The organism is Hyalangium sp., assembly GCF_045802625.1.
GTDB lineage: Bacteria > Myxococcota > Myxococcia > Myxococcales > Myxococcaceae > Hyalangium.
This window is the reverse complement of record NZ_JBJMQP010000008.1, coordinates 1-24,123: the sequence shown is the minus strand read 5'-3', so window position 1 is coordinate 24,123 and position 24,123 is coordinate 1. Positions and strand designations below refer to the sequence as shown.

The window sequence follows — 24,123 nt, the reverse complement described above, 5'->3', positions numbered from 1 at the left end:
GCCGGCGTGCTCCTCGGTAGCGGCAAGCTCGCGACCGAGCTGGACCGGCTGGATCTGATCGACGAGTACAAGTTCCTCGTCCACCCCAGGATCGCCGGCCACGGCCCGACCCTGTACCAGAGCGGGCTGCCCAGCACACGACGGCTCGAGCTGGTCTCGGCGAAGCCGCTCCGCTGCGGCGCGGTCGCCATGCACTACCGGCGCGCGCTGACCCCAGCACAAGCTTGAACCCCCGGCGGTTCGCACGCGTACGTGAGCGGTCAAGAGAGACCCCTTCTGCCCGCTCACCCGTCCCGAGCCATTCCGCCGCCCTCGCTCCTCCGGACCTGGGGCGTCACACGCATGGGCCGGGTCACCGGGCTCGATCGCATCGGGCTGGCCGGGATAGAAGTCGCCCCAACGGCAAGGGGTGGACGTTTCGCCACGCCCTCCAGGCCGCACTCTCCGAAGCGGCGGAGCTGGAGGCGTGCGAGACAGCCGACCCGATCGACCTGCACTGGGCGTCGGCGGCCCAGATGCGGCGGACGGTGCATGCCCAGTAGGCACGGTTCCTCTGGCGCTGGGTTCACCAGCTCCACCACGGCCCCCAGCGACCTTGTACCCGCAAGGGGGGCGGCGGTAGCGCACCCGAGCGCACAGCGCGGTATGTGTGCCTATCCCCCTGGGTGCTGAGGTACCGTTGGCGCCATGTCCAATGGCTTCATCTGGTCCAGCGCGGACGAACCGCACGCCGCGCGGCGGCGCGAGATGCTTCGCACGCATCCCGAGATCAAGGAACTCTACGGCCCGTGCTCGCGCACGAAGTACGTCTGCACGCTGCTCGTCGGGCTGCAGCTCTCGCTCGCCTTCCTGCTGCGTGACGCGCCCTGGTGGCTGATTGTTCTGATCGCCTATGCGGTGGGCGGAGTGATCAACCAGGCGCTACTCCTGGCCATTCACGAGCTCTCTCACAATCTCGCGTTTCGCAAGCCCTGGCACAATCGCGTATTCGGCGTCTTCATCAATCTGCCCGTGGGTGTGCCGGTCGCAGAAACGTTTCGCTACTACCACCTGCGCCATCACACCCATCAGGGGGACGAGCGGCTCGACACGGATATCCCGACGGAGTTCGAGGCGCGCTTGCTGCGCAATCGCGCAAGCAAACTGCTCTGGCTCTCTTGCCAAGGCTTTGCCTACGCGCTCCGCCCGCTGTTCGTGGATCCCAAGAAGCCGGGGGCTTCCGAGCTCACGAACCTGCTCGTGCAGGTCGCGTTCAACGTGGCCGTGTTCCATTTTTGGGGCGGCAAAGCGCTTGCCTATCTGCCGCTCAGTTCACTGATCGTCATGGGGCTCCATCCGATTGCCGGACATTACATCTCGGAGCACTACGTCTTCCGCGAAGGGCAAGAGACCTACTCGTACTACGGGCCGCTCAACGTGCTCGCGTTCAATGTCGGCTACCACAACGAGCACCACGACTTCCCCTACGTTCCTGGCTCGCGCCTGCCGAAGCTACGAGCGATGGCGCCGGAATTTTACGACGGGCTCCTGTCGCACCCATCGTGGACGGCGACGCTTTGGAACTTCGTCATGAGCCCCAGCCTGGGTGGTTACAGCCGCATCAAGCGGCGCGTGGAGCGTCGGCGAGACTAGCGCCCAGACTCCTGCCGCGCACCTGAGTGTTGAAGCTCAAGACAGCCAAGAGGCCCCTCGCCCCTGCCGCGTCCCGCCTGGGAAGGCGGCAGGGGTAGGCTACCGTGCTCAGGCCTTCAGCTTCGCGTTGAAGAGTTCGAGCAACGTCTTCCAGTGGCGCTCCGCGCACGCGGGATCGTACGTCAGCGTATCGCGCGGCACCCAGCCGTGCTTCGCGGGATAGGTCTCGACGACGTGATCGACCCTCGCCTTCGTGAGCGCGTCCTCGAGCCTCGCCTTCATGTCGTCGGGGAACGTCGTGTCCTCGATCGCGCCCGCCACGTAGACGCGTGCCTTCATCCTCGGCGCGAGCAGATGCGGGCTCTCCGGAGCGTCCGTCGCGAGCCGGGCGCCGTGATACGAGGCGGCGGCGACAATGCGGTCAGGATACGTGCCCGCGGCGGTGAGCGACATCAATCCGCCCAGGCAGTAGCCGGTCGTGCCGATGCCGCCCGGCTTCACGTCCGGCTGCGCCGCGAGCCAGTCGAGGAACGCACGCGTATCGGACATGATGTTCGCCGACGTCGCGAGGGAGAAGTATTTCTCCATGAGGACCTTCCGCTTCTCCGGATCGGTGAAGACGGTCTTCGCGTCCATCGGTTCGTACGGGCCGGAGCGATAGTACAGATCGGGGAGGAGGACGAAGTAGCCGTTCGTCGCGAGACGCTCACCCAGCTCGAGGATGGCCGGACGGATACCGAGGCCATCCATGAAGACGAGCGCGGCCGGCCACGGCCCGTGTCCGCTTGGACGGAAGACGTAGCTGGGACACTTCCCGTCCTTCGTTGCGATCTCGATCTTCGTCATGCGAGCCACCTTACCAGCAGGGGGCACTCACCAGGTGCCGCTCAGCTCCAGCATGGGCTGATGCTTCTGGTAGTTCCCATTCGTGTAGTCATAGCGGTGGCAGGAGTAGTCCGGAGCCACGCAGGCATTGGCGCTGTCCCTGAGCCGCGTGTCCATGTTGGACTGGTTCACCAGCAAGTCATACCGCACGGACAGTTGCAGATGCTTCTTCAACTGGGCCGTCACGGCCGGGCCGACCAGGAAGCGCACGTCCTGGCGCCGGCGGCGGTCCCACTCCTCCACGCTTCCATCCGCTGCTTGGACTCGGAGGAAGCTCTCGTCCGTGTAGTGGCGCCACTCCACTCCCGCGGAGAGGCTCGCCTCCCAACCCTCGCTCACCTCCCACCGCGCCGATGCGCCCGTGGCGTGCCCCGTCCACGCAAAGGGGATGACGTACTCCTGCGACATGCCCTCGACTCCTCCGGAGGCCGCCTGCACCAACGTCCCGATGCGGTCTTCCCCGTAGCGGTACCACGCCGTCACCAGCAGCGATCGGAGCCGCACGTCCTGGGACAGCGTCGCATCCAGCCGGTGTCCGGTGAGGTAGCTGAACTCGTTGGAGAGCCCGATCTTGCGGGAGAAGGCCGCATCGAGCCGGGTGCTCGTCAGCTCGCTCTCGTCCAGGGCGAGCCACCCCGAGGAGTTCGCCGCGGCCTGCAGCCCACGGAAGGCCGACAGGCCCGTGAAGAACACATCCCCACCCGCGGAGGCGCCCAGCCGGAAGCGGCGAGTGGCTTCCCACTCCACGGCCGCCTGTGTGCGGTGCAGCTGCAGCGAGTAGTCCCTCGTGGATTCGAGCGTGTATCCCCGCTGCGAGCCTCCATACGAGAGCTGGGCGAACACCGTGTCCGAGAGCCGGAGGCGCGCCACGAGCCCGAGCCCCACCTCCACGAAGGTGCTCCCGGTCGTCGTGGCCCCCGTCCCCACCGCGCCATCACGAGGCGCCACGCCCACCTGGAGTACGTTGCTGTCGAAGCCCACGCCCCCGCCCACGGAGGCCCCGAGTCCCTGGCCGCTCGCGCGCAAGCCGTAGGAGAGCCGGTCGAGGTAGTCGCGAGCAATCTCCCGGTCCCTCGGCTCCAACTGCAGCGCGAGCGCCGCGCGGAGCTCCTCCCGCGCCTGATCCCGGTCACCCGCGCGGTAGGCCGAGGCTCCAGCCATCAGCCTCGCGCGGCTGGAGAGGGAGTCTTTCCGCGCGGCTTGAAGGAAATGGGCGCGGGCCTCCTCGAAGCGCCCCGTGTCAAAGGACTGAAGGCCCTGGCGGTACTCCTCGTCACCCTCGCCCTCGCTGTGTCCCTGAGCATGGGCGACTTGCCCGAGCAGCTCCTCCACCAGAGACAGCTCCCGGCCCGCGGCGCCGGCCTTGGCGCGTGCCGCCCACTGCGCGGCCCGCTCGGGCGAGCCCGCATCCAGCGCGGCAAAGCCCGCGTTCACCCAGGCGACACGGGAGAGGGACTCGTCCGCCGTTGCTTGCAGGAAGGCCTGCTCGGCTTCCTCGAAGCGCCCCAGCTCATACAGACAGGCGCCGCGGTTGAAGCTCCACGGGGCAGGCTCGGGCGCGTCCTCGGCTCGTCCCGCGGCGTCGAGCGCCTCCAGCGCCTCCGCCGGCCGCCCGGCTCGAAAGCGCGCCAGTCCCACCAGGTAGAGCGCGGCGCCCAGCCGCGGAGGTTGCGCGGCTTGCAGCGCCAGTTGCTCCGCGCCCGCATACCTTCCCTCGGCGAAGGCCTGCTGTGCTTCCGCGAGCGAATCCCCCGTGGCGGACAGCACCACGAGGGCCAGCATGGGGACGACCATCATCGCGGCGGCGGAGGAGGCGGAGACGAAGAAGGCGGGTGGGAGTTACCGTCGGCTCGCGGAGAGAAAGGCGGACCGCGGCCCTCCTCGCCGGAATGCGGTCCTGGTCCTGGGTGGCCCGGGCCCTGGGGGTGCGAGCCGTGAGAGTCAGGGCCAGGGGGTGGCCGCACGGCATCGTTCCTCGGGGGAGGCGCCGGGCGTTCCATGTGCATCCGGCCCAGGATGGTGTCGACCTTCTCGCCCGGGGCGATGACATCCACCGTGTGCGAGCTGCGCATGTGCAGCCGCGGTTCCGCGTTCGGCGGCGCGGGGACGGAAGACGGGGCCTCGGGAGCTCGCACCGCCCCGGCCTCTGTCTGAGGCGGTACTGCCTGCGGCGGTGCCGCTTGGGGGGAGGCTGCCTGAGGCGGTGCCGCCGGGGGGGGAGCTGCCGCCGGGGCCTGCTGCGCGTGAGCGCCCCCGGCCCCGAGCAGCACGAGCGCCACGAAGACCGCGGAGAGCTGTGCCATGGGCCGGTTCATCCGTCTGTCACCTCGAGCACCACATCGTGCTCTATCTTCTGATCACCCGCGCGTGCCAGGGCCGTCACCAGATAGCGGCCCGGCTTGTGCCCGCGCACCGCGATGGGGATGACGTTGCTGCCCGCGCTCAGCGGCTGGGTCCATTGGAAAGAGCGCAGCGGCAGATCCTCTCCGTCCGCGAAGAACGACAGGCCCTCGGGCAGGCTCACCTGGAAGTCCGCCTGCTCCACGGCCACGTCCGCCGTGAAGTCCAGCTTGATGACCGCCACCTTGCTGGCCGGTACGGCGGTGCCGGGCGCTTCGAGCTCTCGCGAGGCTTCCGTGGCCCCTGGCTGCGGGGCAGGGTGGGGCTGCAGGGCGCTCAGGGTCAGGAACGCGGCCACTCCCGCCGCGACGCCCACCGACGGCCAGAGCACGGGGGCGCTCCGGCGCAGGAACCACCGCAGCCGATCCCACCCCGGGGCCGGCTCCGGCGCGCCCGCCGCCACCAGGCGCCGATGGAGCGAGGCCTGGAAGTCGAGCTCGGGCGGGTCCTCCCGCAGCGCCGCCAGCTGCTGACGCAGCGCGCGCTCTTCTGCTTCTCCGAGTTCACTCATTTGTCGCTCCTACGTACCTGGGACGAAACCCCGGCCTCAGATGTTCCCGTCGCGCCTTCACTGAACGGAGGTTCGGGCGCCTGCTCGCCCGCAAGGAGGGACCGGAGCAGCGTCCGGCCCCGCGAGAGGCGCGATTTCACTGTGCCTACGGGCACTCCTTCAATGGCAGCCACCTCTTCATAGGTGTGCCCCTCTATGTCGAAGAGCACCACCGCCGTGCGGAACTCGGGCGGGAGCTGCCGCAGCGCCCGCCAGAGCCGCTGCCGCTGCTGGGCCTGAGCAAGGCCCTCGTCGGCGGTAGGCGCGGTGGAGGGGATCTGCGCATGGTCCTCCGGGAGCGGGGCCTCCTGGGAGCGCTCCCGGCCCGCGCGGCTGCGGGCCGCATCCAGAAACACGTTGCGGACCAACGAATACAGCCAGGTCTTGAACGCGGACTGGAAGCGGAACGAGCGCAGGCTCTTGTAGACCTTCACCAGCGCTTCCTGGGCGAGATCATCCGCATCCGCGTCCGACCGCGCGAACGCGCGCGCGAAGCGGCGCACCTGGGGCAGGTGCGAGGACATCAAAAGCTCGAAGGCGCGGACGCTGCCGTCCTGAGCCTCGGTGATCAATGCGCGCAGCTCGTCGTTCTCGACCAAGGCGCCCAGTCTAGCCGCCGGGACCTGCGGTGTCGCGAGCGGGCGCGACGGACTTCGGGAACACGAAATTCTCCCTTCTCGTCTCACGGGTGCAGTCGGAGACGGGCCGGAAATACAACGCAGGGGAACTCAGATGACTTACGGGAAAAAAGGCGGCCAGTGGCTCGGAGCGATCGCGCTCGTGGCGGGAGCGCTGACGGCGAGCGGTTGCAGCGCGGCGAGCCCGGCGGAGGACACCACGGCGGTGGTGTCCCAGACGGTGGAGGCGGCTTCGGACTCGAGCGATGCGGTGGAGGTATCCAGCCTGATGCGCGGGTTGAACGCGCTGCACGCGGACGCGGTGGAAGGCTTCCACTGTGACTCGAGCCCGGACATCACCTACGTGACTGTCTGTGGCAAGAGCCTGCCCGCCACCGTCCACCTGGACTGGACAGGCTGTGCAGCGCCCGCGAGGCCCGAGGGAGGCAAGCACGGCGGAGGCGCTCCTGGCGGCGGCTCCGGGAACAATCCGCCGCCGCCTCAGGACGGCGCGGGCGGCCACGGTGGCCCGGGCGGCGGTGGGGGGGCTCCGGAGGGTGGCAAGGTGTGCGGCGGGCCGAACTTCGGTCCTTCCACCGGCACGGTGGACATCACCTATACGTACTCGTCGGAGGGCGACTGCGCCAATGACGTGACGCAGAACCAGTCCGTCAGCTTCCAGATCTCTCGCACGGCCGATGATGGCTCCGTCTCGAAGGAGGAGGGCACCACCTCCTCGGTCGCGACGCTCGTAGCCAGCGGCCCGCCGCAGCAGAAGCAGACCCAGGCGGACGTGACGCGGACGCACACCGACGCGTCGGGCGCGGTGGTGAGCTCCGTCCACCTGACCGGCTCCATGAGCACCGCGTTCTCCAGCGACACCCCCCCGATTCGTACCGTCAACGGTACTTATACCGAGGTGCTCCTCGATGGCAGCCAGGGGACTGTGACGCTGGCGGACATCGTCCGGGCGCCGAGGAACGTCTGCCATTGGCCGACGTCCGGGACGCTGACCCGCGCTTCCTCGGATGGGACGACGCACACGCTCGTGTTCGGCCCGGACTGCGGCACGGCGACGCTGGATGGCACCGCGGTGCAGCTGCCCAACCCCGGTGGGCCGGATCAGGGACGCCGCTGAGGTGTCCTCGAGGCTCGCAGCCCGGAGGTGCTCTGCCCCTCCGGTAGCCTCCGGGCTGCGGCCTCTGTTGTATCGGGGGCGGTCACCCTGCGAACCCAAAACAAAGCCCCGGGCCGTGGCGTGCGAGGCCACGGCACCGGGGCGTCGATTCCACCGTCCCCCGCCTGAAGGCAGGGGAGGGAGGACTCACTGCGCCGCGAAGATCAGGTCGTCGTGGTCGTCATACGCGCCCGTGCTGCACGACGAGGCGGCGCCCTGGTAGCGGAAGTTGGCGCGGATGGCCTGCAGGCTGCCGGTGGGCAGGGTGTACGTGGCGGAGATCGTCGTCGAGCCGGTGGCGCTCGGGTGGTACGAGCCGATGAGCGTCCACGTCGGGCTGCTGGCGTTCGCCGTGTAGTACAGGTCCAGCGTGTCCGAGGTGGTGGAGTAGGAGTACACCTTGGCCTGGATCTTCACCACCTGGCCGGCGGCCAGATTGCCCCCGCTGTTGGTGGTCACCGTCAGGCCGTCAATCGACTCGTCCGAGTGGTAGGTGCCCGAGGCGCCATCCGCGCAGGTGGCGTTGATGGTGTTGGGCTTGTTCACCTCGGGGCCCAGGGCACCGCGGCCGTTGAGCAGCGTGCCCGAGTCGCAGCCGATGCCCACCGTGGCGCACTTGGGCGCCTTGAGCGTCGCGTCAAAGGTGGCGGTGGGGACGGTGCCACCCCCGGTGGGCGGCGGGGTGTTGCCGGTGGTGGCGCCCTTGGCCACCTCGCCCAGGAAGGCGACGGCGAGCTTGGCGAACTTCACCGAGTTGGTCGCGGTGCCGCCCGTATAGGTCAGCGTGTCACCCGGGCTGTGGATCTGCGGGTTGTCCGTGGTCATCGTCGCCTCGAAGGGCATCGTGGCCGGGTAGCCCGCGCTGTTCCACGAGGCGTGATCCGAGCAGGCGTAGCCGCAGGTGATGTTGGTGTACGTGGTGCCCGGGATGTACGTGGACATCAGGCTGGTGGTGAAGCTGTTGAGCGTGGCGTTGGTGTTGTCCGTCACCATGCCGAAGTCGAAGGTGGAGCCCTTGTAGTTGGTCATGTCCAGTTGCAGCACGCCCACCACGTTCACGCCGCTGGCCTGGAACGAGTTGGCGATGTCCGCCGAGCCGTACAGGCCCACCTCCTCGGCGGCATAGGCGATGAACTTCACCGTGCGCGCCGGCTTGTAGCCGTTGGCGATGGCCACGCGGAACGCCTCGGTGATGGAGGCCACGCCCGAGGCGTCGTCATCCGCGCCCGGCGCGGCGCCGGTGGAGCTGTTCACGTTGATGGAGTCCAGGTGCCCGCCGAGCACCACCACCTCGTTGGGCAGCGTGGTGCCGGTGATGGTGGCGATGACGGAGGGCTGCAGCCAGGTGTGAGCGAAGGTCGCCACGGAGATGTCCGTGCGCCCGGCGGCCATGGAGGTCCACTGGTTCTTCAGCCAGGTGGCCGCGTCCGCGCCCGTCTGCACGTTGTAGCGGCGGGTGGACCAGGTGGTGGACAGCGAGTTGATGGTGTTGCGCATGTTGAGCTCCGCCACGCCCGCGAGCATCGCGTTGACGGAGGGGCCGTTGTTGATGTTGTAGCTGATGAGCAGCGGCGCCATGTTCTGCTGGGGAGCGCTGGCGCGCTCCACCTCGGCCAGGGCCTTGGTCTCGGAGTCATGGGCGATGAAGCCGGCGCACCGGTTGAGCTTGCTGTGCATCACCCCGGCGAGCTGGTCAATCTGAGACTCGCGCAGGCGCAGCGCCGCCACGCCGCCCTTCTCGCGCAGCGAGGCGGGCAGCTCCACGCCTTGGCTCTTGAAGGCCTCGCGCACCGTGGGCAGCGCGTCCGTGCCGATGGTGATCCACACCGACTTGTCCTGCACGGCCTGCTGGGGACCGGCCGCGAACGCGGGGGCGGCACACGCGAGCCACGCAACGATCGGTCCGAACTTCCTGATGCTCATACGCTTCTCCTGGGCGCTGGGACTGTCTTCGCGGGGGATTCCTCGAATGGGCCTTCTGCGGATAGCAGGAAAGGCAAGCCCACCGCGCCGGCGCGGACCTTAATGAAAAGCGAGCAAACGACCTAGGAACCTGAGTGAAAAGTGTTGGGTGGGTGGCGGCAGACGCATTACGCGCAGCGGCAATCTGTTTCGCCACCAAGGAATGTTCCACCACGGGCGCTCATCACAGGCGTGACGGTTCGGACTGGGAGCGGCGGCAATCGAAGCCGCGTCGGGCGGTGCGAAACCTCTATTCGTAGCGGAGAATTGATGCCGTCAGTGGTTTCAAGGGCTTACGGATGATTAATAATCGGAATTCTTGAAAGAATTGATGCCGCTCTGAGCCGTGAAGCTACACGAACCGCTACACAGGGCATGGCAGACCGGGCGGGGCTCACCGGAACGAGTCAACGACGTAAACCGATGCCTTGGAGAATTCGAGGAGGGCGGTCCCAGGCTTCGACCCCGGCAACTTCCGGAGTTGGCCCTTGGCAAGCCGGGCTACCGCGCAGATGGGAACTTTTTCCCCGTCAGGTGGGTGGGCCTCATAGTACCGGACAATGACGTGCGGAGACGTGCGGACCGCTTGTCCAGACCCGCCCATAGAGGCGCGTGACCGCAGGCAAGATGCCAAGGTCGTCATTCAGCATGCTCTCTACAGGGCCATCGTACAGCGTGATCGGGCTGTCGTCGGTCTGGTTCACGTCGAGTTCCACGGACGCCGCGTCGCCCACATGAAGCCGCAGAATCCGCATCGCCGTGAGGGCCTCTTTGGAACACTCTTCCGGTCCTGGGGTCCCGTCAGGTCGGAGAACTACACCACCTGCGGTCGTCGTGCAGGCAAGCGATGTGCAGAGGAGGGTGGCAGAGGCGAGAAGAACCACTCGGGTTGGAGCCATGATTAGCAGGGCGTATTACCGCAAGAGGGAAGGATCCAATTCGACAAAGGCTTCTTTCAAGCCGTCCTGCCGGAAGATTTCGAGAACGAGCCGCTCAGGCCCTCCGCTGGCATCAAAGACGTGCGCATCTATGACGAAGGCAACCCGCCCACGCGCCCCCTCGGGAAAGAAGGCTTCGCTCGTCTTCATCGCAAAGGGTTTCTTCTTCCCCTCGTCTGTTGCGGTCCGCAAACGCGCTTCCAGAAGACTCCAAGGCACACGGTCGTGGTTCTGAACGCTGAGGACCACTGCCGCTTTATCCCTGCTCTTGCTGGTGTAAACGAAGACCTGGATCTCTGTGCCTTCTCCCTCGTCCTGAGGCTCGCGGTCCTTGGCACTGGCAACCGAGGCCACGAGCACGGCAAGCAGGACAGACCGGCGGGACAGGAAGTCGAGCATAGCTCACCTAACCTAACAGGATGGGAGGCAGGCAAACAACCTTCGGGGCCGTCGTTCGTCGCCCTAGACCGCTCTATCCTGGAATCCATGAAATCGCCGAATCGACCCCTTGTCCTCTGGCTGCCGGTCATGCTCACGGTCCTGATGGGAGGGTGTTCCACGGGAGCCCGCGTTACGACCGTTCGTGCTCTCGCGCCGCTTCCCGGGGCTGACCCGAACATGCTCGCCACGACCGCCCCGAATCCGCCTACCGCCGTGGCCCAGGCCGCTGGGAGTTGCTGGAACTCGATGAGTTGCTGTATCCAGAACCATCCCCTCACCCCGGTGCAGAGTTGCGGCGCTGATCCCCTCGAAGCGGCGGAGGTCCTCGATGCGCTCGGGCAAATTGCAGCCGCCGCACGGGTCTTGGAAGTGGCAGGACGGAGGGAGCCACCTTGGAAGAAGGAGTGCCGCCGACTCTACACTGAGTGCATGGATAAGGGCTGGGTCGGAACATGGAACTGTGTTGACTGTTACCGGTTCTGTGAAGGCCAGCAGGGAAGGTGGCCGGAGGATCGGTGCTTCAAGGACACGAACTAGGGGAATGCCATCATGGCTGCTGAGCTTGACTGGGAGCCCATTCGCGCACTGGGGCGGCGAGTGATCGAGCGCGATGAACCGCTCGAACTCTCGGACGAGGTACGCGCTCTCTTGCAGCGTTCCGCAGAAGAGGTGGCGCTCTCTCCAGAGGACGTGGCGAGCGCCCTACGCAGTGTGCCCACGGCCGCAACGTTGCTCAGGGAGATCACGCGGCGCATCGACGAGGGCTCGGACCGGCTCTGCAAGGCTCAACTCCAGGCATCTGACCTCCAGGATGCAGGTGACCTGGACGGCGCATGCAGGCTGATGGAGGAGGTGCTCGCCGTTGAGGTTGTTCCGCACTACCGGAGGATAGCCGAGTCCGAGCTTCGCGAATCAACCCGGCTCAAGTCGGTTGCTGCGAGCGGACAGCCAGATCCAAAGCTCTCCGTTCGTTCTCAACTCCCCGTCCTTCTGCACCGCGTCCAGCAAGGGCAGCCGCTGGAACTCACCGAGGGGATGCGCGCCTTCCTGCGACGGGCCGCCGCTGACGTAGGCATAAGCGAGGCCGAGACGGAACCGGCGCTAGCCAGTCCTGAGAGTGCCGGGGCGCTTCTCGGGCAGATCATGGGTCGCTTCCGTGACGGCGCAGACCGTCTTGAGAACGCTCTCTCAAGAATGTCGGAACTCCGGGATGCTGGCGATCTCGAAGGGGCACGCCAGCAGCTCCGTGAATGGCTCGCCGTGGAGGTTGTTCCGAGGTACCGGCGCGCCGCCGAGGAGAACCTAGCGGCCCTGGACGAGCCGCCCCCGGCACTGTGACCCCCGGTCGTGCATCAATGCCTGGAAGCAGTCGCTCGAGATCGACACGCAGCTGGGCAACCTCCAGGGCCAGGGCGACACGCTCTTGAGCATGGCCGCGGCCCTGTCCCAGCTGAAGGAGCTGGCGCTGGCGCGCGAGCTGAGCGAGCAGGCGCTCCCACTGCTGGAACAGGCGGGAAATCTCCGGGGACAGGCCGGAGGGTGGGCGACCCTGGCGCAGATCCTCACCCAGAGCGGGGAGCCCACGGACGCGCTCCAGTGCTGGCAGCGCTCGCTGGAGCTGGCGGAGCAGTACGGCACCGAGGATCAGGTGTACTCCGCGCTCAACAACATGGGCTACCTCCACGCTAAGCGGAACGCGCTGCCCCAGGCTCTCGAGTGCTGGCAGCGGGCGTATGAGCTCCCGTGGAAGCAGGGAGATGTCCATGAAATGGCGATTCTTCAGACCAACATCGCCCACTGCCTGCTCCAGCAGGGCCAGCACGCTCGTGCCTTGCCGCTCTTGGAGAACGCCCTCGCCGTCTTCGAGGCGGAGAGGGATGAAGAGAACCAGCTCACGGCGCTCGGGGCCTTGGCCACCATCGCGACCGAGCAAGGCGAGCAGGCGCGCGCCATCGAGCTGTGGAGCCGGGTGATGGAGATCGCCGACAAGAGGAACGAGCTCCCGCAGCTGGCCGGCGCGCTCGTGGAACTCGGGCGGCTCTCGATGCAGCAGGGAGATGTCCCCACCGCCTTGAGGTTCTGGACGCGGTCGCTCGATCCCCTGGAGACGCTCGGCGCGCTGCCGAGAAAGGCCATGGTGCTGGACCTGATGGCCATGAGCGCGGCTCGCGCCGGGGACGTGCAGCGGACCCTGGGCGTGCTGCAGCAGGGGCTGGCGCTCCGGGAGCGGCTCAATCAGGTGCAGGAGCAGGCCTCCACGCTCCACGCCGTGGCGGAGAGCCTGGCCCAGCAGGGGCATGGCGCCGTGGCCATGCAGCTCTGGGAGCGCTTGCTCCAACTCTATGTACGGCAGGGCGCGGTGAGCCACCAGGCGGCCGTCCTCAACCGCATCGCCCACCAGCTGATGGGGCAGGGCGACGCCTCCGGGGCCATCCAGGCTCTGCGTCAGGCTGTCGAGCTGTTCGACAAGGCTGGCGACGAGCAGGGCAAGTCCGTCACGCTGTCGAACCTGGCCTATTTGTTGGCGGCCACCCCGGAGGGGGCGCATCAGGCGCTGAAGTGCTGGGAGCAGGCGCTCGAGCTGCAGAAGAAGTACGGCGATGACAAGGGCCGCGTCCTCTCGCTCTCGAACATGGGCACGGTGCTGGCCCGCATGGGAGAGCGCTCCCGCGCGATGCTCCTGTGGCGGCAGGCGCTCGAGCTCTTCGAGAAGCTGGGCGACGAGGAGGGCAAGGCGGCCACGCTCTCGATCATGGCCCAGCTCTCGGTCCCGGAAGAGCGGCCCGCCCAGCCCCAGACTGCTCCTCCCAGCGAGCGCTCCGCCCAGGCCCACCGGCTCCACCGGCGTGCCGAGGAACTGCTCCAGCAGGGGAAGATGGCCGACGCCCTTCAACACTGGCAGCAGGCGGAGGTGCTGCTGCGAGGCGAGGACAAACAGGAGCAGGCCTTCATCCTCGACCAAATGGCCGAGGTGGTGGTGCGGTACGTGGACGTCTCCCAGGGCATGGCGATGTGGCGCGAGGCGCTGACGCTCCTGGAAGAACTGGGAGACACCCAGACCCAGGCCAGCCTGCTGCACAAGATGGGCGGAATGTTGGAGCGGCTGGGGGACAAGGCCGGCGGCGAGCGTCTGGTGGAGCAGGGGCTCGCGGTCTGCCAGAAGTCAGGCAATCTGCAGGCCGAGGCCGTCTACCTCAACTCCATGGCCAGGATGAGCGGGGAGGCGGGAGACGCCGAGGGGGCGCTCCAGCTCTATCAACGCTCGCTCAAGCTGCGCGAGGTGCTCGACGACTTTCAGGGCAAGGCCGCGGTCCTCCACAACATGGCCACGGTCTACCTCCGGCGGGAAGAGCTGGCTCAGGCGCTCCAGCTCTTGCAGCAGGCGCTCGAGCTGAAGAAGAAGTACAGCACTCCGCAGGACATGGCGGTCACCCTGCACAACATGGCCGAGGTCGCGCGCAAGTCAGGGGATCTGGCGCGCTGCCGTGCGCTGGAGCGCGAGGCGGCCATGGCGTTTGCCTACTCACGCTCCTGGATCAACCTGGTGGTCATCTTGGCCATGCAGGAGGTGGACTCCGTTCAAGGCATGGGCCATGTGGCGCAGGCGCTCTGGCTGGCCATCCGAGTCCCCGGCGTGTCGGCGGAGCAGGTGCTGGACATGGCCACGAAGCTGATCGGCAAGCTCACGCCTGCCTCGGAGCTCGCGCCGCTGCTGGCCCATGCCGCCAGCCTCTTGGTTTTCGAGCGCGGACAGATTGCTCCCGACTACGCGCAGCTCACGAAGAGGGCCCGGGAGCTGCTCGATGCCTGCGGGGCGGCCCTGGAGAGCCGAGGCCAATCGTGGGAGGGGTGGCTGAAGCGCGAGAACCTCTCCGAGCCGGACCGGGCGCTGGCCGCCACGCTCAAGGTGCTCGAGCCGCTGGTGGGCCAGGAGGACTGGTTCTTCGATCACCAGACCTGGAACCCCTGACGGGCTGGCGGAGCTGACTCCCGGCCGAGCTGGAGCTGTCCGACGCGCGCGGCATTGCGGCATTGGGGCCGAACTGGGGCGCCTGGACGCGCGCCACCGGGGCCGAGCTGGCGCCGTCCGAGGCGCCCGAGCCGAAGCTGTCCGCCGCACGCGGCACGCGGGCCCCCGCGTGCCTGACCGGTCAGGCAAGGCTCAGGTTGCCAAGCCAAGAGGGGAGCGCCGCGCTCCCGAGCCGAGGAAGCGCGGCGCTCTCAGGGCCTCACCGCAGCCTACGCGGCGTCACGCACGCTGGGCAGGCCGTTGACGAGCGCCTCGGTGAGAGTGTCCACCTGCGCCAGAGGCACGTCGAAGGAGATGATGGGCGTGCCGTTGACGTTGCGGACAGAGACGCGCGCAGGCGAGTGAGCGGGGAAGTGGCTGATGACGCTCTTGCGGTACTGGTCCACCAGGACCATGTCCGAGACGGGCAGAGGCGTGCTGGAGGTGGGCTTGCGCTTGCGCTGCAGGGCCTTGCGCAGGTCCTTCACGCTGCAGTCGCTGAAGGGCTTGGAGTCCACGGCGTTGTCGGGGCCCGGCACCTCGATGAGCGTGGAGCCCGGAGTGGTGCGGTTGAGCTGGAGCCCAGCGACCTCCGAGTAGGTGAGCAGCAGGCTGAGGCGAGTGACGCCGAACTGGACGGTGAGCTGCTGGGTGAAGTTGCGAGCCACCGCGCCGTAGCTGACGAGGGTGGCGCGAGACAAGTCCGAGGCCTTGGCGAGGAAGAAGTCCAGAGCGGACTTGTGGCCAGCGTTCTCGGCCAGCTGGGTGTCCACCACGTAGTTGTAGAGCTGGCCCATCTGGTGGTGGTTGGAGTTGTCGTCCGTAGCCAGGGCGACGAAGGCGGTGCCGGCCTCGTCGAGTGTCATGGGCTGGCCGGTGGTGTTGTTGATGATTCGGTTGAGCATGTTGTGGGTTCCCCCGTTGTTGCCGCGTGATTGCGACGCGAAGGGGTAGAGCAGGAGTCGCGCCAGGTTGTGTTTGGCAGGAGAAACAGGCACTTGCGCGCATGGGGGCTGTGAAAACTGTCCGTGGGCCCGGACAGAGTGTCCGGGGCTCCGGACACGTTTGAAAACGCCAGGAGTCTCCGGCTGTTACGCGGCTGTTTTCGGGGGGTGAGGCAGAGGGTTTCGTGCAAGCTCCTGTTTTCACGAGGGGGTGAGTCGGGCGCATACCGGGACGGACTGTCCGTGGATCCAGACAGTGTCCCCAAGGGCGAGTGGTGCCCCCCGTGCCTGACCGGTCAGGCAAGGCCCCCCGGGAGCCGCCGGAAGGCCCGGCCCCCGGCAGATCCGGCACCTGATCATCCCGCCTCCTATTCGTCCTATGCGCGGCTCTGCACGGCCCAGCAAGGACGTGAGCGGGAAGCGGCCCAGCGTCTGGCCCGTGCGGTCACGCTCCAATGCTGGCCCCACAGGGTCAATCCGCTGTCGGGCGCATCGCCTCGTGGGTGACGACTTCTGCGACGGCCCTTCGCGCGGATGCCAACGCGCCATGCATGAAGCCGGGTCGATGCGAGTTGTAGTCGCCGGCGAACACAATGGCGCCGTGGGGTCTACGAAGAAGCGGCTGCTGCTGCGTCAGCTGTCCGACGCCGAGCCACGCAAAGGCCCCCCGGATCGTCGGCTCGTTATCCCAGCAGACCGAATGAACGGACAGCAGCTGATCCTTGAGACCCGGATGAACGCGCTCCATCTCGTCGATGACCTCGCGGTGGCGCGCTTCGTCCGCGAGCGAGCTGAAGCGCTTGTTCTCGGCTCCACTGGGATGGGCGCCCAGAATGCCTGCCGTCGCTTCTTGCAATGCCGCCTCATCCCGGATGAGCCCCACCGGAAGATCCGTCTCGACGTTGCCGCTCTCCCCGCGCGCATTCCAGTAGCGCGTCTTCGTGGCCGCGTAGACCTGAACGACCGACACCATGTTGATGCGGGAGAACGCTTGAAGCTGGGCCGCGGGGAGAACCGGATCCATTTCCAGCTGGGGCACGAGCGTGCCGGGGAGCGCGCAGACGATGTGCCGGGCCGAGAGCTGATGCAGTTCGCCCTTCCGGGTGAACGTCACCGTCGCCCCGTGCTCTCCTTGGTCGATGCGGCGCGCGATCGCGCCCAGGATGACGCGCTCGCCGAGCCGTTGAGCCAGTGCCCTGGGCAGCATGTCCGTGCCTCCCACCACCCTTTTGACGCTGTCCCAGCCAATCTCCAGCTGGAAGTTGAGCGCCTCGCGCATCAAGGCCAACCCAGACATCGTCTTCAAGTTGCCGCTCGGGCAGAAAGATTGCTCTGCCAGCTGGCGAAAGCCCTCGGAGGCACCCCGTTCGAGCAAGAACTGCTCGGCCGTGAGGCCATCGAGGCGTGAGAATTCGGGGCCAGACCAGTCGAGGTTGCGAGGGTCGTGGTCTTTCGCCTTGCCGAAGTACTTCTCGAGCAGCCCGTTGAAATCCAATGAGGCTTCGTCTTCGCGAAGGGGCGGGCCCTCCTCGGGAAGGGCCTCATCGGCGTTGACGACCGACCGCTGGCCGCGCTTGAACAGCACGCGTTTCGGCCATCTGCGCCGAGCCGGCTCGAACAGGCCGACGTTCAGCTCGGAGAACAGCGCCAGCAGGCCGGGGTCACCGACCACATGGGTGGCTCCAGCCTCCACGTAGAGCCCCTCCGGGAACGGATCGCGGATGGTTCGAATGCGTCCTCCGGGTTGAGCGCTCGCTTCGAGCACGTGGACGTCGAAGCCGCTCTTCATCAGCTCGAACGCCGCGGCGAGACCCGCGAGTCCAGCCCCCAGCACGACCGCGCTCCTGGCCGGCGCCGTGGGTTTCACGTGGGACCGCGCCGTGCACCGGAGGAGTCCGACGGCGGAGGCAGCAGCAAGAACTTCACGGCGGGAAAGGGTAGGGGTCCGCGACATGCTGCGCATTCTCCGGTCTCAAATCCGTCTGCTCTACACGGGCGCGGTGAAAAGGTCCCGCTGCCGGCGCTACTCATTCGCGGCCGGCCCAGGCTACCACGCGCCAGCGCCCCACCACCGTGCCCGCCGGGAGCAAGGCCGGGTCCAGATCGGGGACGGAGAAGCGCTCCAGGGTGGGAACCTCGTGAGGTGGAGGAGTCGCTCCCTGGTTCTCGCGCAGCCTCCTTGCGGTGCCCGCACACCGCTCCCAGCGCTGCTCCTGAACGTTCAGGAGCCGCCGGTGCGCGCAACCCGGCGGCCTGCGTGGAGCAGGCGAAGAGCTGGGTAATTCCCCCCAGGCCCGTGAAGGACAGGGACAGCAGGGTGCCCTCCGGGCTGAACGCGTTCGGCGGCGCCGAGCTCGGCAGGATGCCGTCGCTGGCCACCGACTTCATGATGAAGTTGTTCAGCTCGATTCCGCCCGTCGCCGACGCATGGGCGGAATAGAGGCCATGTTGAGGGCGAGGATTGGAGCGGAGGGGCCGAGGAGGGCCGCGGACAGGGGCCGACTGAGCCGTGAGCCCTGTCGGAGGAGAGGCCGTGCAGCCCCTTGAGGTACACGCCTGCCCAGGCCGCCGGGTTACCGGTACGACGCGCGGGGGCGCCCCACTCCTCAGGCGCTTCAGTCCCGCGGCCGAGCGGCGAGGCCCGTGAAGCGCTTCTGGGTGTCCCCGCTACCCCTCGATCCCTCCCCGCCCCCCACCCAGGTAGTGCGGGAGGTGAGCGGATCGCGGGCCCGGATTGCGCGCGGCGTGAGCCGCCCCCCACCTTTCGGTTCAGGACTCACAGCAAGGGTGGCCCGCCATGTCTTCGTCCAGAACTCCGTTCATGCTCACCGTCCTCGTGGCGCTGGCCGCCATCGCTTGCACAAGGAACGCGACCACGTCACAGGGGGAAGGGCAGTCCATGGCCCGGCAGTCTGCTCCCGAGCCGGCACCCCAGGAGCAGGCCCGGCCGACGCCGACGAGCGAAGCGCCCCCGGTACGGGCCGAGGTCGAGCGGGACTGCCCCATGACGGTCCCCGGCGCCCAGGCGCGAGCGGAGGACACAGCCGAGGGAGTGCTCCTCCTCATCACCACTCCCGAGGAGGCCCATGTGGCCGAGCTTCGGCAGAGGAGCCACAACATGCTGCAGCGGCAGCAGGAGCAGGGCACCTCGGCGCGTCATGGCATGGACCAGCCTCCCGGCATCGACTACCAGTCCATGGGCGGGGGCAGGAACGCGGGTTCGGCGGGCTCTCCGAGCGTGCCCTCCTCCGCTCGCATGGAGAAGACTGCCCAGGGCGTTGCCATCTTCTACTCCGCCAAGAGCCCCTCGCAGCGCGATCGGCTGCGCTCGGACATCCGCAAGAACGCGGAGAAGATGGAGCCGGGCCAGTGCCCCGGGATGGCTCCGGCCGAGCCGGGGTGAAGCGCAGCTCCCCACCGGGTGGCTCTCGAGTTCCACGTCGGCGGCGGGAATCGAACCCGTAACAAGGCGGAAGCAAAACCCCAAGCAGGTCGCTCGGTTACCGGCTAATGCCTTGATCGCTCATCGGTTCGTTCTGCCGCCCCATCCCGTTTCGTCCCGTCTCGTCCCGTTCAATTCCCCGCTGGAGGGGCACACTGGGGGCACATGCGGCCCACCAGGGGCAATCTGCTTGGACGCAAGCCCGGTACCTGGAGTGCGGAGTGCTGGCGCACGGCTTCGCGCGGGTGCGCTCTCGAGATGGAAGAGGCGCCATGATGCCGACACCGTTGCAGAGCCCAAGTTTTCAGCCGTACCCTCCAATTCCGGTGAATCCACATGAATGAGGCGGCCTTTCTCCGCTGGCTGGCGGAGACCTACGTGACCGTGCGAGGAGCCCGGATGAACCTCCGGGCGCAGGCTTCGCGCGTGTCCAACTGCCGAACAGTGGAGCGGCATGAGGGGGACCTCGACGTTCACTTCGAGCGGGATGGCATGGAGTCACTCCTGCAGCGCCTGAAGTACTCGAAGAAGGAGGCTCAGGCAGGCAGGCCGCTGCGCCATCGGATACCCATCGCAGGGGAGCAGTACACCGGCACGTCGACGCTCCGGCATGCGGTCAAGCTCTACAAGCACTTCAGGATGGGCGGTGAGCGCCCCATGGCTCATCCGACGGCCCTCCCGCCGCCGCAGCCAGTCCGGAAGGCCCGTGCTCTGCCGGCCGACTGGCCAATCTGGCCACAGCCTGGAGAGGCCGACGTACTCCAACTCGCCCGATCAGCCATACCCCTGGTTCGCTACCTTCACCCCGACATCATCCGTGCGGTGGTCGAGGACACCGCGCAGCATCGGGAGGAGTGGTCGAGGGCACTGTCGGCGCGGGGAATCAATCCGGAGATCTATCTCTGGGAGGGCTCGCCCTGTGTGTTTCCGGGGGTACGCCGCTATGCAGGCAGTCGAGAGGTGGCGGCATACCGCGGGCACACTTCGCTCGGGGCGGAGGTGCTGACAGATGCCCTCTGCCTCGACGACAACGACTACCCGAAGCAGCTCTGGTCCTTCGTGTTTCAGGGCGTGAGGTTCGCCAAACACGGTCCGGAAGGCTACTCCCTGGCCCACCTGGCGGATCACAAGCAACACGGGAACCGCGCGTCTGACGAGTTCGAGTGCACCTCGCCATCGACGCCCACGCGGCCTCTCTTCGGCCTGTACACCAGCGCCGCCAACACGGTGTATGTCTCACGCAATCTGATCCGCCCTACGGATTTCGCGGGGGCGCTCCGGAACCTCTTGATGCGCCGTTCGCAGAGCCTCTACGGCGCGTTCTGCCGCCTGCTCCCGGCCGGGTTTTCCATCCCTGCGGCCGCGTCTGAAGAATGGGAACTGGATCGGTTCACTTGGGCTGAGCCCGTCGGCACCTCCGAGCACATCCAGAAGTTCCTGGCCTTCCGGCGCGCCGAGGTGGAACGCCTCCTCAGTCCGCAGCCCGCACCGGCCGCGGATCGTTGAGGCCGTGCCGCGCGGCACCGCCGGGGCTTACGAACCGAGCACCGTCGCATCCCGGAGCTGCGTGGAGATGTGTTGGCGTGCTTGAGGTGTGGAGGCAGGCTCACTCCCCAACCCCCTCCGTGGAAGTTTGATCGCACCCGAACGGAACGCCCTCTACAATCTGCATATGCCCACCATCAATCCGTACATCAACTTCAACGGGAACGCCGAGGAGGCGTTCACGTTCTACAGATCCGTCTTCGGCGGGGAGTTCGGGAAGATTACCCGCTTCAAGGACATCGCGGGCCCGCATTCCCACGTGGGGGAGCATGAGGCGGAGAAGATCCTGCGCATCACGTTGCCCATCGGGAACACGATGCTGATCGCCAATGACGTGCCGGAGGCGATGGGAAGGGTCAATGAACAGGAAAATCGGTCGAAGATCGCCGTCACCGCGGAAAGCCGCGATGAGGCCGAGAGGATCGTCAACGGTCTCTCTGCTGGAGGAGAAGTGGAAATGCCCTTGGGCGAAAGCCCCTGGGGTTCCTTCTTCGCCATGTTCAGGGACAAGTACGGCATCGAGTGGACGGTGGAGTGTGCGTCCAAAGCGTAATCAAGCCCCCGGGTATAACGCATAGGCGGAATAGGCTCGGGATGGAGGCGGCGGGAATCGAACCCACGGCAAGGTGGAAGCGAACCCTTGGAGGTCTGCTCCCGATAACCTCGGCTAACCGAGTCGGAATGAGGGCAACACATGTACCAAGTCGGCAACCCTTGGCGCTCTGTTGTAGGCGCTCTCTTGCTGTGGGCGGACCTCCTGGGCACTGCGGGTTGTAGCTCGACTCAGGCAGCGCAGCAGGGCGCAGGCAGGGCCGGCTTTGCGGACCCCGCCGCTCAGCGTGGAGACGCCATCGCGCAGGCCGTGCCACCACAATGCGGCCCGACAGACAGCACCGTCTCTTGTTGCCTCAAGCAGCACCCAGGCGAGTGGGAGCGCTGCGGGGCGATGCCCCCCCAGGAAGCACCTACCCAAGTCCCAAAACAGGCCCCCCGCACCGAGCCAGATCCGTTCCCTCCCCCAACGGATGCGGCTCCCCCAAACAGAAGAAAGAGGGAACAGCAGTGCCGAGAACATTACCTTCAGTGCATCGCGGCTGGAGGCGAGTACGAAAAGCGCGGGCAGCACGGCCGGACCATCTGCGCGTCCTGCTACGACACGTGCAACGCGAACGGCTACTGGCCCGCGAATGTTAACGGGTTTGAGTGCCTCGGGGGGAACTAGCCGTGGCGCGTACACGCTGGGAGTGGTGGAACACGGTGGCAGAGGCCCGTCAGTGGCTCTGCCTTGGGATGATCCACGCCGAAGTGCCTTTTGATATCTACGTGGCCGCGCTCAAGGATCTCGAGCGGCAGTTTGCACGAGAGGCACGAACCCCCGCCGAAAGACTGCACCTCAAGCGACTGACGGCAGAGGATGCTTTGAACGCGGCATTCACCATGGAGCGCCCATGGAAGGATTTTGGCCCGTGGCTGCGCAGGATCAGGCGACTGGGCTTTCCGACGCTTTGGAGCCGTCATCACATCTCATGCATCTATGTGCAGTCCTTGCCGAACTTCCGGGAGCAAGCGAAAGACGCCTTCGCCATGCTGGCAGACACAGAACGCCGGGTGCGGAGGTTGCGCCCGGAGCGTTCCTCCCGTCAGCAGATGCTTGACGGGATTGAACATGCCCGGCGCGAAGCAGCCCTGTACGGCGTCAAGCCGCCCGAGAACTTGGGGCGGCTGAGCCCTCGCGCGTCCGGCAGGTGAACCTGGGCCCGGTGGGCGTGCGTCGCCTCAGTGCACTGTGGGGCCGGAGCCAGGAGTCTGCTCTTGCAGCCCGAGCGCTGCCCGGCATGTCTTGGTATAGAGGTCGCGGAAGATGTTGTCCGGGTCCGTGAGCTGCTTCACGGCCTGGTACGTCTCCCGGTTCCAGATGCTCCAGAAGGTCTGCTCGTCGTAGTAGTTGTACGAGATGAGCGTCTTGGTGCCGTTGACCTCCCGCAGCTCGTCCTCGAACTCCTTGTAGAGGTTGCGGCCCGGCTCCTGCTTGAGCCCGTAGACGGCGAGATCCAGGAACAGCGGATCCTTCACCCCGGCCCACCACTTGGGCGTGAGCCACTCGTAGTCCCGCATGCGGCGGTAGGGCACGCACCACACCGGGTAGAAGTGCATCTCGCGGTGGTACCAGTCCATGAACTCGGCGGTGCGCGAGAAGGGCACGAACACGTCCACGATGACCGACGGGTTCTTCGCCGGCAGGAAGCGGTGGAACCGGTCCGCCGCCCTCAGCGTGCTGTCCGAGTGCACCAGCTTGCCGAACAGCGCCCGGCCTATGAGGCTCTTCGGCGAGACATGGGTGACGCCCCGGTCGTAGCGGAAGAGGTAGTCGTACGTCGTCAGGTAATCCTCTTTGAGGCGCGGGATGCTCTCGCAGTACGCCTTGAGCCAGTCGTAGCGGCTCACGTACGGGGCGCGCTCGGCGAAGCGGCCCAGGCAGAGCACGTGCTTCGTGGGCGAGAAGATCTGCCCGTCCATGTAGTCCACGTCCTGCGCGGTGGAGTGGCGCAAAATGGCCTGCTGAAAGGCCTCGAGCGTCTCGTACGTCTCATACGTCACGTGCACGTAGGGCGCCGCGCGCACCAGCCGGAACTTCAGCTGCGAGAGGATGCCCAGCGTCCCAAATGAGCCGTGGATCATCTGGAACACGAGCGGGTTCCGCTCCGGAGAGCAGCGCAGCACCTCTCCCTTCGCGGTGATGAGCTCGTACTCGAGGCAGGTGTCGTGGAAGCCCCCGTACCGGAAGGACATGGACTCGATGGAGCACCCCGCGACGGAGCCTCCCAGGGTGATCGTCTTGTGCTCCGGGACGATGATGGGCACCAGCCCGTAGCGCAGCGTCGCGTGGACCACCTCGTCGAAGGTCACCGCGGGCTCCACCGTGCAGGTCATCCCCACGGGATCAATCTCGATGATCTGATCGAGATCGCTCAGGTCGATCTTCTCGTCGGTGCGCCGCTGATCGTTGCGCTTGGGGACCTGGTGCGGCGGCGTCTTCTTCTTGAGAGACACCGGCCGCGTGCTCGTCCGCTGCCGCAGCTGCTGAGCGATCCCCTCCACCTTCGCCGCATGACGCGCGTTATGGCGCGCGGGTTCCTCTGGCCATGGCACGCCGGGAGCAGGCTCCGTTTGCATTTCATCCCTCCGGCCCCTGAGGGTGGTGAGGCGAAGTGCGCTTGGTGAGTCAGGGCCTGGCGAACCTGTGCTCGTCCGCCCGGCTGCCCAGCACACGATGGAGCGGGAAGGTGGGGTCAGGCCGCCTGGCGCGGCTCCACGGCGAGCAACTCCGGCCCCCGGGGCAGCTCCGAGGGCGAGGGCCGCCAGCTCATCGCCTTCAGCACCAGCCAGGGCGAGAACATGGCGGTGGGCGGCTTGAGCATGTGCATCACCTGCATGAACGTCCGCACGGCCTCGTCGTCCTTCGCCGTCAGCCGCTGGAACTTCTCTCCGTACCAGGTCAGCAGCCCGCTCCCCACCGGGCGGACTCCGGCCAGCTCCGGCAGGCGCAGATCCTCGGTGGTGGACATGGCCCAGGCCCCCTT

20 protein-coding genes are annotated in these 24,123 nt (G+C 67.0%); 10 read left to right on the top strand and 10 right to left on the bottom strand.

Features of this window, described 5'->3' with window-relative positions:
- Nucleotides 1–228: dihydrofolate reductase family protein (locus tag ACJ8AT_RS01690; RefSeq protein ID WP_407735754.1), on the top strand; the 228-nt coding region annotated here is incomplete at its 5' end.
- A 459-nt stretch (nucleotides 229–687) separates the two neighbouring features.
- Complete coding sequence (locus ACJ8AT_RS01685; protein WP_407735753.1) at nucleotides 688–1,632, top strand: fatty acid desaturase; 945 nt, start codon at nucleotides 688–690, stop codon at nucleotides 1,630–1,632.
- A gap of 108 nt (nucleotides 1,633–1,740) precedes the next feature.
- Here ACJ8AT_RS01685 and ACJ8AT_RS01680 read toward each other — a convergent pair whose 3' ends face one another.
- From ACJ8AT_RS01680 to ACJ8AT_RS01665, 4 genes are all read right to left on the bottom strand, one after another.
- Nucleotides 1,741–2,478, bottom strand: coding sequence for a dienelactone hydrolase family protein (locus tag ACJ8AT_RS01680; protein ID WP_407735752.1), 738 nt, complete (start codon nucleotides 2,476–2,478; stop codon nucleotides 1,741–1,743).
- Between the two features lie 27 nt (nucleotides 2,479–2,505).
- Complete coding sequence (locus ACJ8AT_RS01675; RefSeq protein WP_407735751.1) at nucleotides 2,506–4,314, bottom strand: tetratricopeptide repeat protein; 1,809 nt, start codon at nucleotides 4,312–4,314, stop codon at nucleotides 2,506–2,508.
- A 514-nt stretch (nucleotides 4,315–4,828) separates the two neighbouring features.
- Entirely contained in the window at nucleotides 4,829–5,428 is a 600-nt protein-coding gene (locus tag ACJ8AT_RS01670) for a hypothetical protein (RefSeq protein ID WP_407735750.1), read from the bottom strand.
- The gene (locus tag ACJ8AT_RS01665; RefSeq protein ID WP_407735749.1) at nucleotides 5,425–6,066 is read right to left on the bottom strand and encodes an RNA polymerase sigma factor; all 642 of its coding nucleotides are present in this window, start codon (nucleotides 6,064–6,066) and stop codon (nucleotides 5,425–5,427) included. Before ACJ8AT_RS01665 ends, ACJ8AT_RS01670 begins: the two co-directional genes overlap by 4 nt.
- Nucleotides 6,067–6,199: 133 nt before the next feature.
- On the opposite strand from ACJ8AT_RS01665, the gene ACJ8AT_RS01660 reads away from it, so the two are divergent.
- A complete protein-coding gene (locus ACJ8AT_RS01660) occupies nucleotides 6,200–7,222 on the top strand; it encodes a hypothetical protein (RefSeq protein WP_407735748.1) in 1,023 nt (340 codons plus the stop codon).
- Nucleotides 7,223–7,408: 186 nt separating this feature from the next.
- On the opposite strand, the gene ACJ8AT_RS01655 is transcribed toward ACJ8AT_RS01660, so the two are convergent.
- On the bottom strand, nucleotides 7,409–9,184 hold the full coding sequence (locus ACJ8AT_RS01655) for a M20/M25/M40 family metallo-hydrolase (protein ID WP_407735747.1): 1,776 nt from the start codon (nucleotides 9,182–9,184) through the stop codon (nucleotides 7,409–7,411).
- A 953-nt stretch (nucleotides 9,185–10,137) separates the two neighbouring features.
- The gene (locus ACJ8AT_RS01650; protein WP_407735746.1) at nucleotides 10,138–10,560 is read right to left on the bottom strand and encodes a DUF2381 family protein; all 423 of its coding nucleotides are present in this window, start codon (nucleotides 10,558–10,560) and stop codon (nucleotides 10,138–10,140) included.
- 591 nt (nucleotides 10,561–11,151) lie between these two features.
- Here ACJ8AT_RS01650 and ACJ8AT_RS01645 point away from each other — a divergent pair.
- Nucleotides 11,152–11,940 (top strand): DUSAM domain-containing protein, encoded by a 789-nt coding sequence (locus tag ACJ8AT_RS01645; RefSeq protein WP_407735745.1) that lies wholly within the window; start codon nucleotides 11,152–11,154, stop codon nucleotides 11,938–11,940.
- A gap of 91 nt (nucleotides 11,941–12,031) precedes the next feature.
- The gene (locus tag ACJ8AT_RS01640; RefSeq protein WP_407735744.1) at nucleotides 12,032–14,572 is read left to right on the top strand and encodes a tetratricopeptide repeat protein; all 2,541 of its coding nucleotides are present in this window, start codon (nucleotides 12,032–12,034) and stop codon (nucleotides 14,570–14,572) included.
- 269 nt (nucleotides 14,573–14,841) lie between these two features.
- On the opposite strand, the gene ACJ8AT_RS01635 is transcribed toward ACJ8AT_RS01640, so the two are convergent.
- A complete protein-coding gene (locus ACJ8AT_RS01635; protein WP_407735743.1) occupies nucleotides 14,842–15,516 on the bottom strand; it encodes a hypothetical protein in 675 nt (224 codons plus the stop codon).
- 511 nt (nucleotides 15,517–16,027) lie between these two features.
- Nucleotides 16,028–17,389 carry a flavin monoamine oxidase family protein gene (locus ACJ8AT_RS01630; RefSeq protein WP_407735742.1) on the bottom strand — a complete coding sequence of 454 codons (1,362 nt, stop codon included), beginning with the start codon at nucleotides 17,387–17,389 and terminating at the stop codon, nucleotides 16,028–16,030.
- A gap of 462 nt (nucleotides 17,390–17,851) precedes the next feature.
- Between ACJ8AT_RS01630 and ACJ8AT_RS01625 the strand changes: the two genes are divergently transcribed.
- From ACJ8AT_RS01625 to ACJ8AT_RS01605, 5 genes are all read left to right on the top strand, one after another.
- A complete protein-coding gene (locus tag ACJ8AT_RS01625) occupies nucleotides 17,852–17,995 on the top strand; it encodes a hypothetical protein (protein ID WP_407735741.1) in 144 nt (47 codons plus the stop codon).
- A gap of 357 nt (nucleotides 17,996–18,352) precedes the next feature.
- The gene (locus ACJ8AT_RS01620; RefSeq protein WP_407735740.1) at nucleotides 18,353–18,958 is read left to right on the top strand and encodes a hypothetical protein; all 606 of its coding nucleotides are present in this window, start codon (nucleotides 18,353–18,355) and stop codon (nucleotides 18,956–18,958) included.
- A gap of 375 nt (nucleotides 18,959–19,333) precedes the next feature.
- Nucleotides 19,334–20,503: a hypothetical protein gene (locus ACJ8AT_RS01615; protein WP_407735739.1), complete on the top strand. Its 1,170-nt coding sequence runs from the start codon at nucleotides 19,334–19,336 to the stop codon at nucleotides 20,501–20,503.
- Nucleotides 20,504–20,669: 166 nt separating this feature from the next.
- Nucleotides 20,670–21,095, top strand: a complete 426-nt coding sequence (locus ACJ8AT_RS01610; protein WP_120610998.1) for a VOC family protein — start codon at nucleotides 20,670–20,672, stop codon at nucleotides 21,093–21,095.
- A 671-nt stretch (nucleotides 21,096–21,766) separates the two neighbouring features.
- Nucleotides 21,767–22,291 carry a hypothetical protein gene (locus ACJ8AT_RS01605; protein ID WP_407735738.1) on the top strand — a complete coding sequence of 175 codons (525 nt, stop codon included), beginning with the start codon at nucleotides 21,767–21,769 and terminating at the stop codon, nucleotides 22,289–22,291.
- Between the two features lie 27 nt (nucleotides 22,292–22,318).
- Here the strand turns inward: ACJ8AT_RS01605 and ACJ8AT_RS01600 are convergent, their stop codons facing one another.
- Both ACJ8AT_RS01600 and ACJ8AT_RS01595 read right to left on the bottom strand, forming a co-directional pair.
- Entirely contained in the window at nucleotides 22,319–23,716 is a 1,398-nt protein-coding gene (locus ACJ8AT_RS01600) for an FAD-binding oxidoreductase (RefSeq protein WP_407735737.1), read from the bottom strand.
- A 116-nt stretch (nucleotides 23,717–23,832) separates the two neighbouring features.
- Nucleotides 23,833–24,123, bottom strand: a 291-nt coding sequence (locus ACJ8AT_RS01595; protein WP_407735736.1) for a hypothetical protein, incomplete at its 5' end; no start/stop codon positions are given.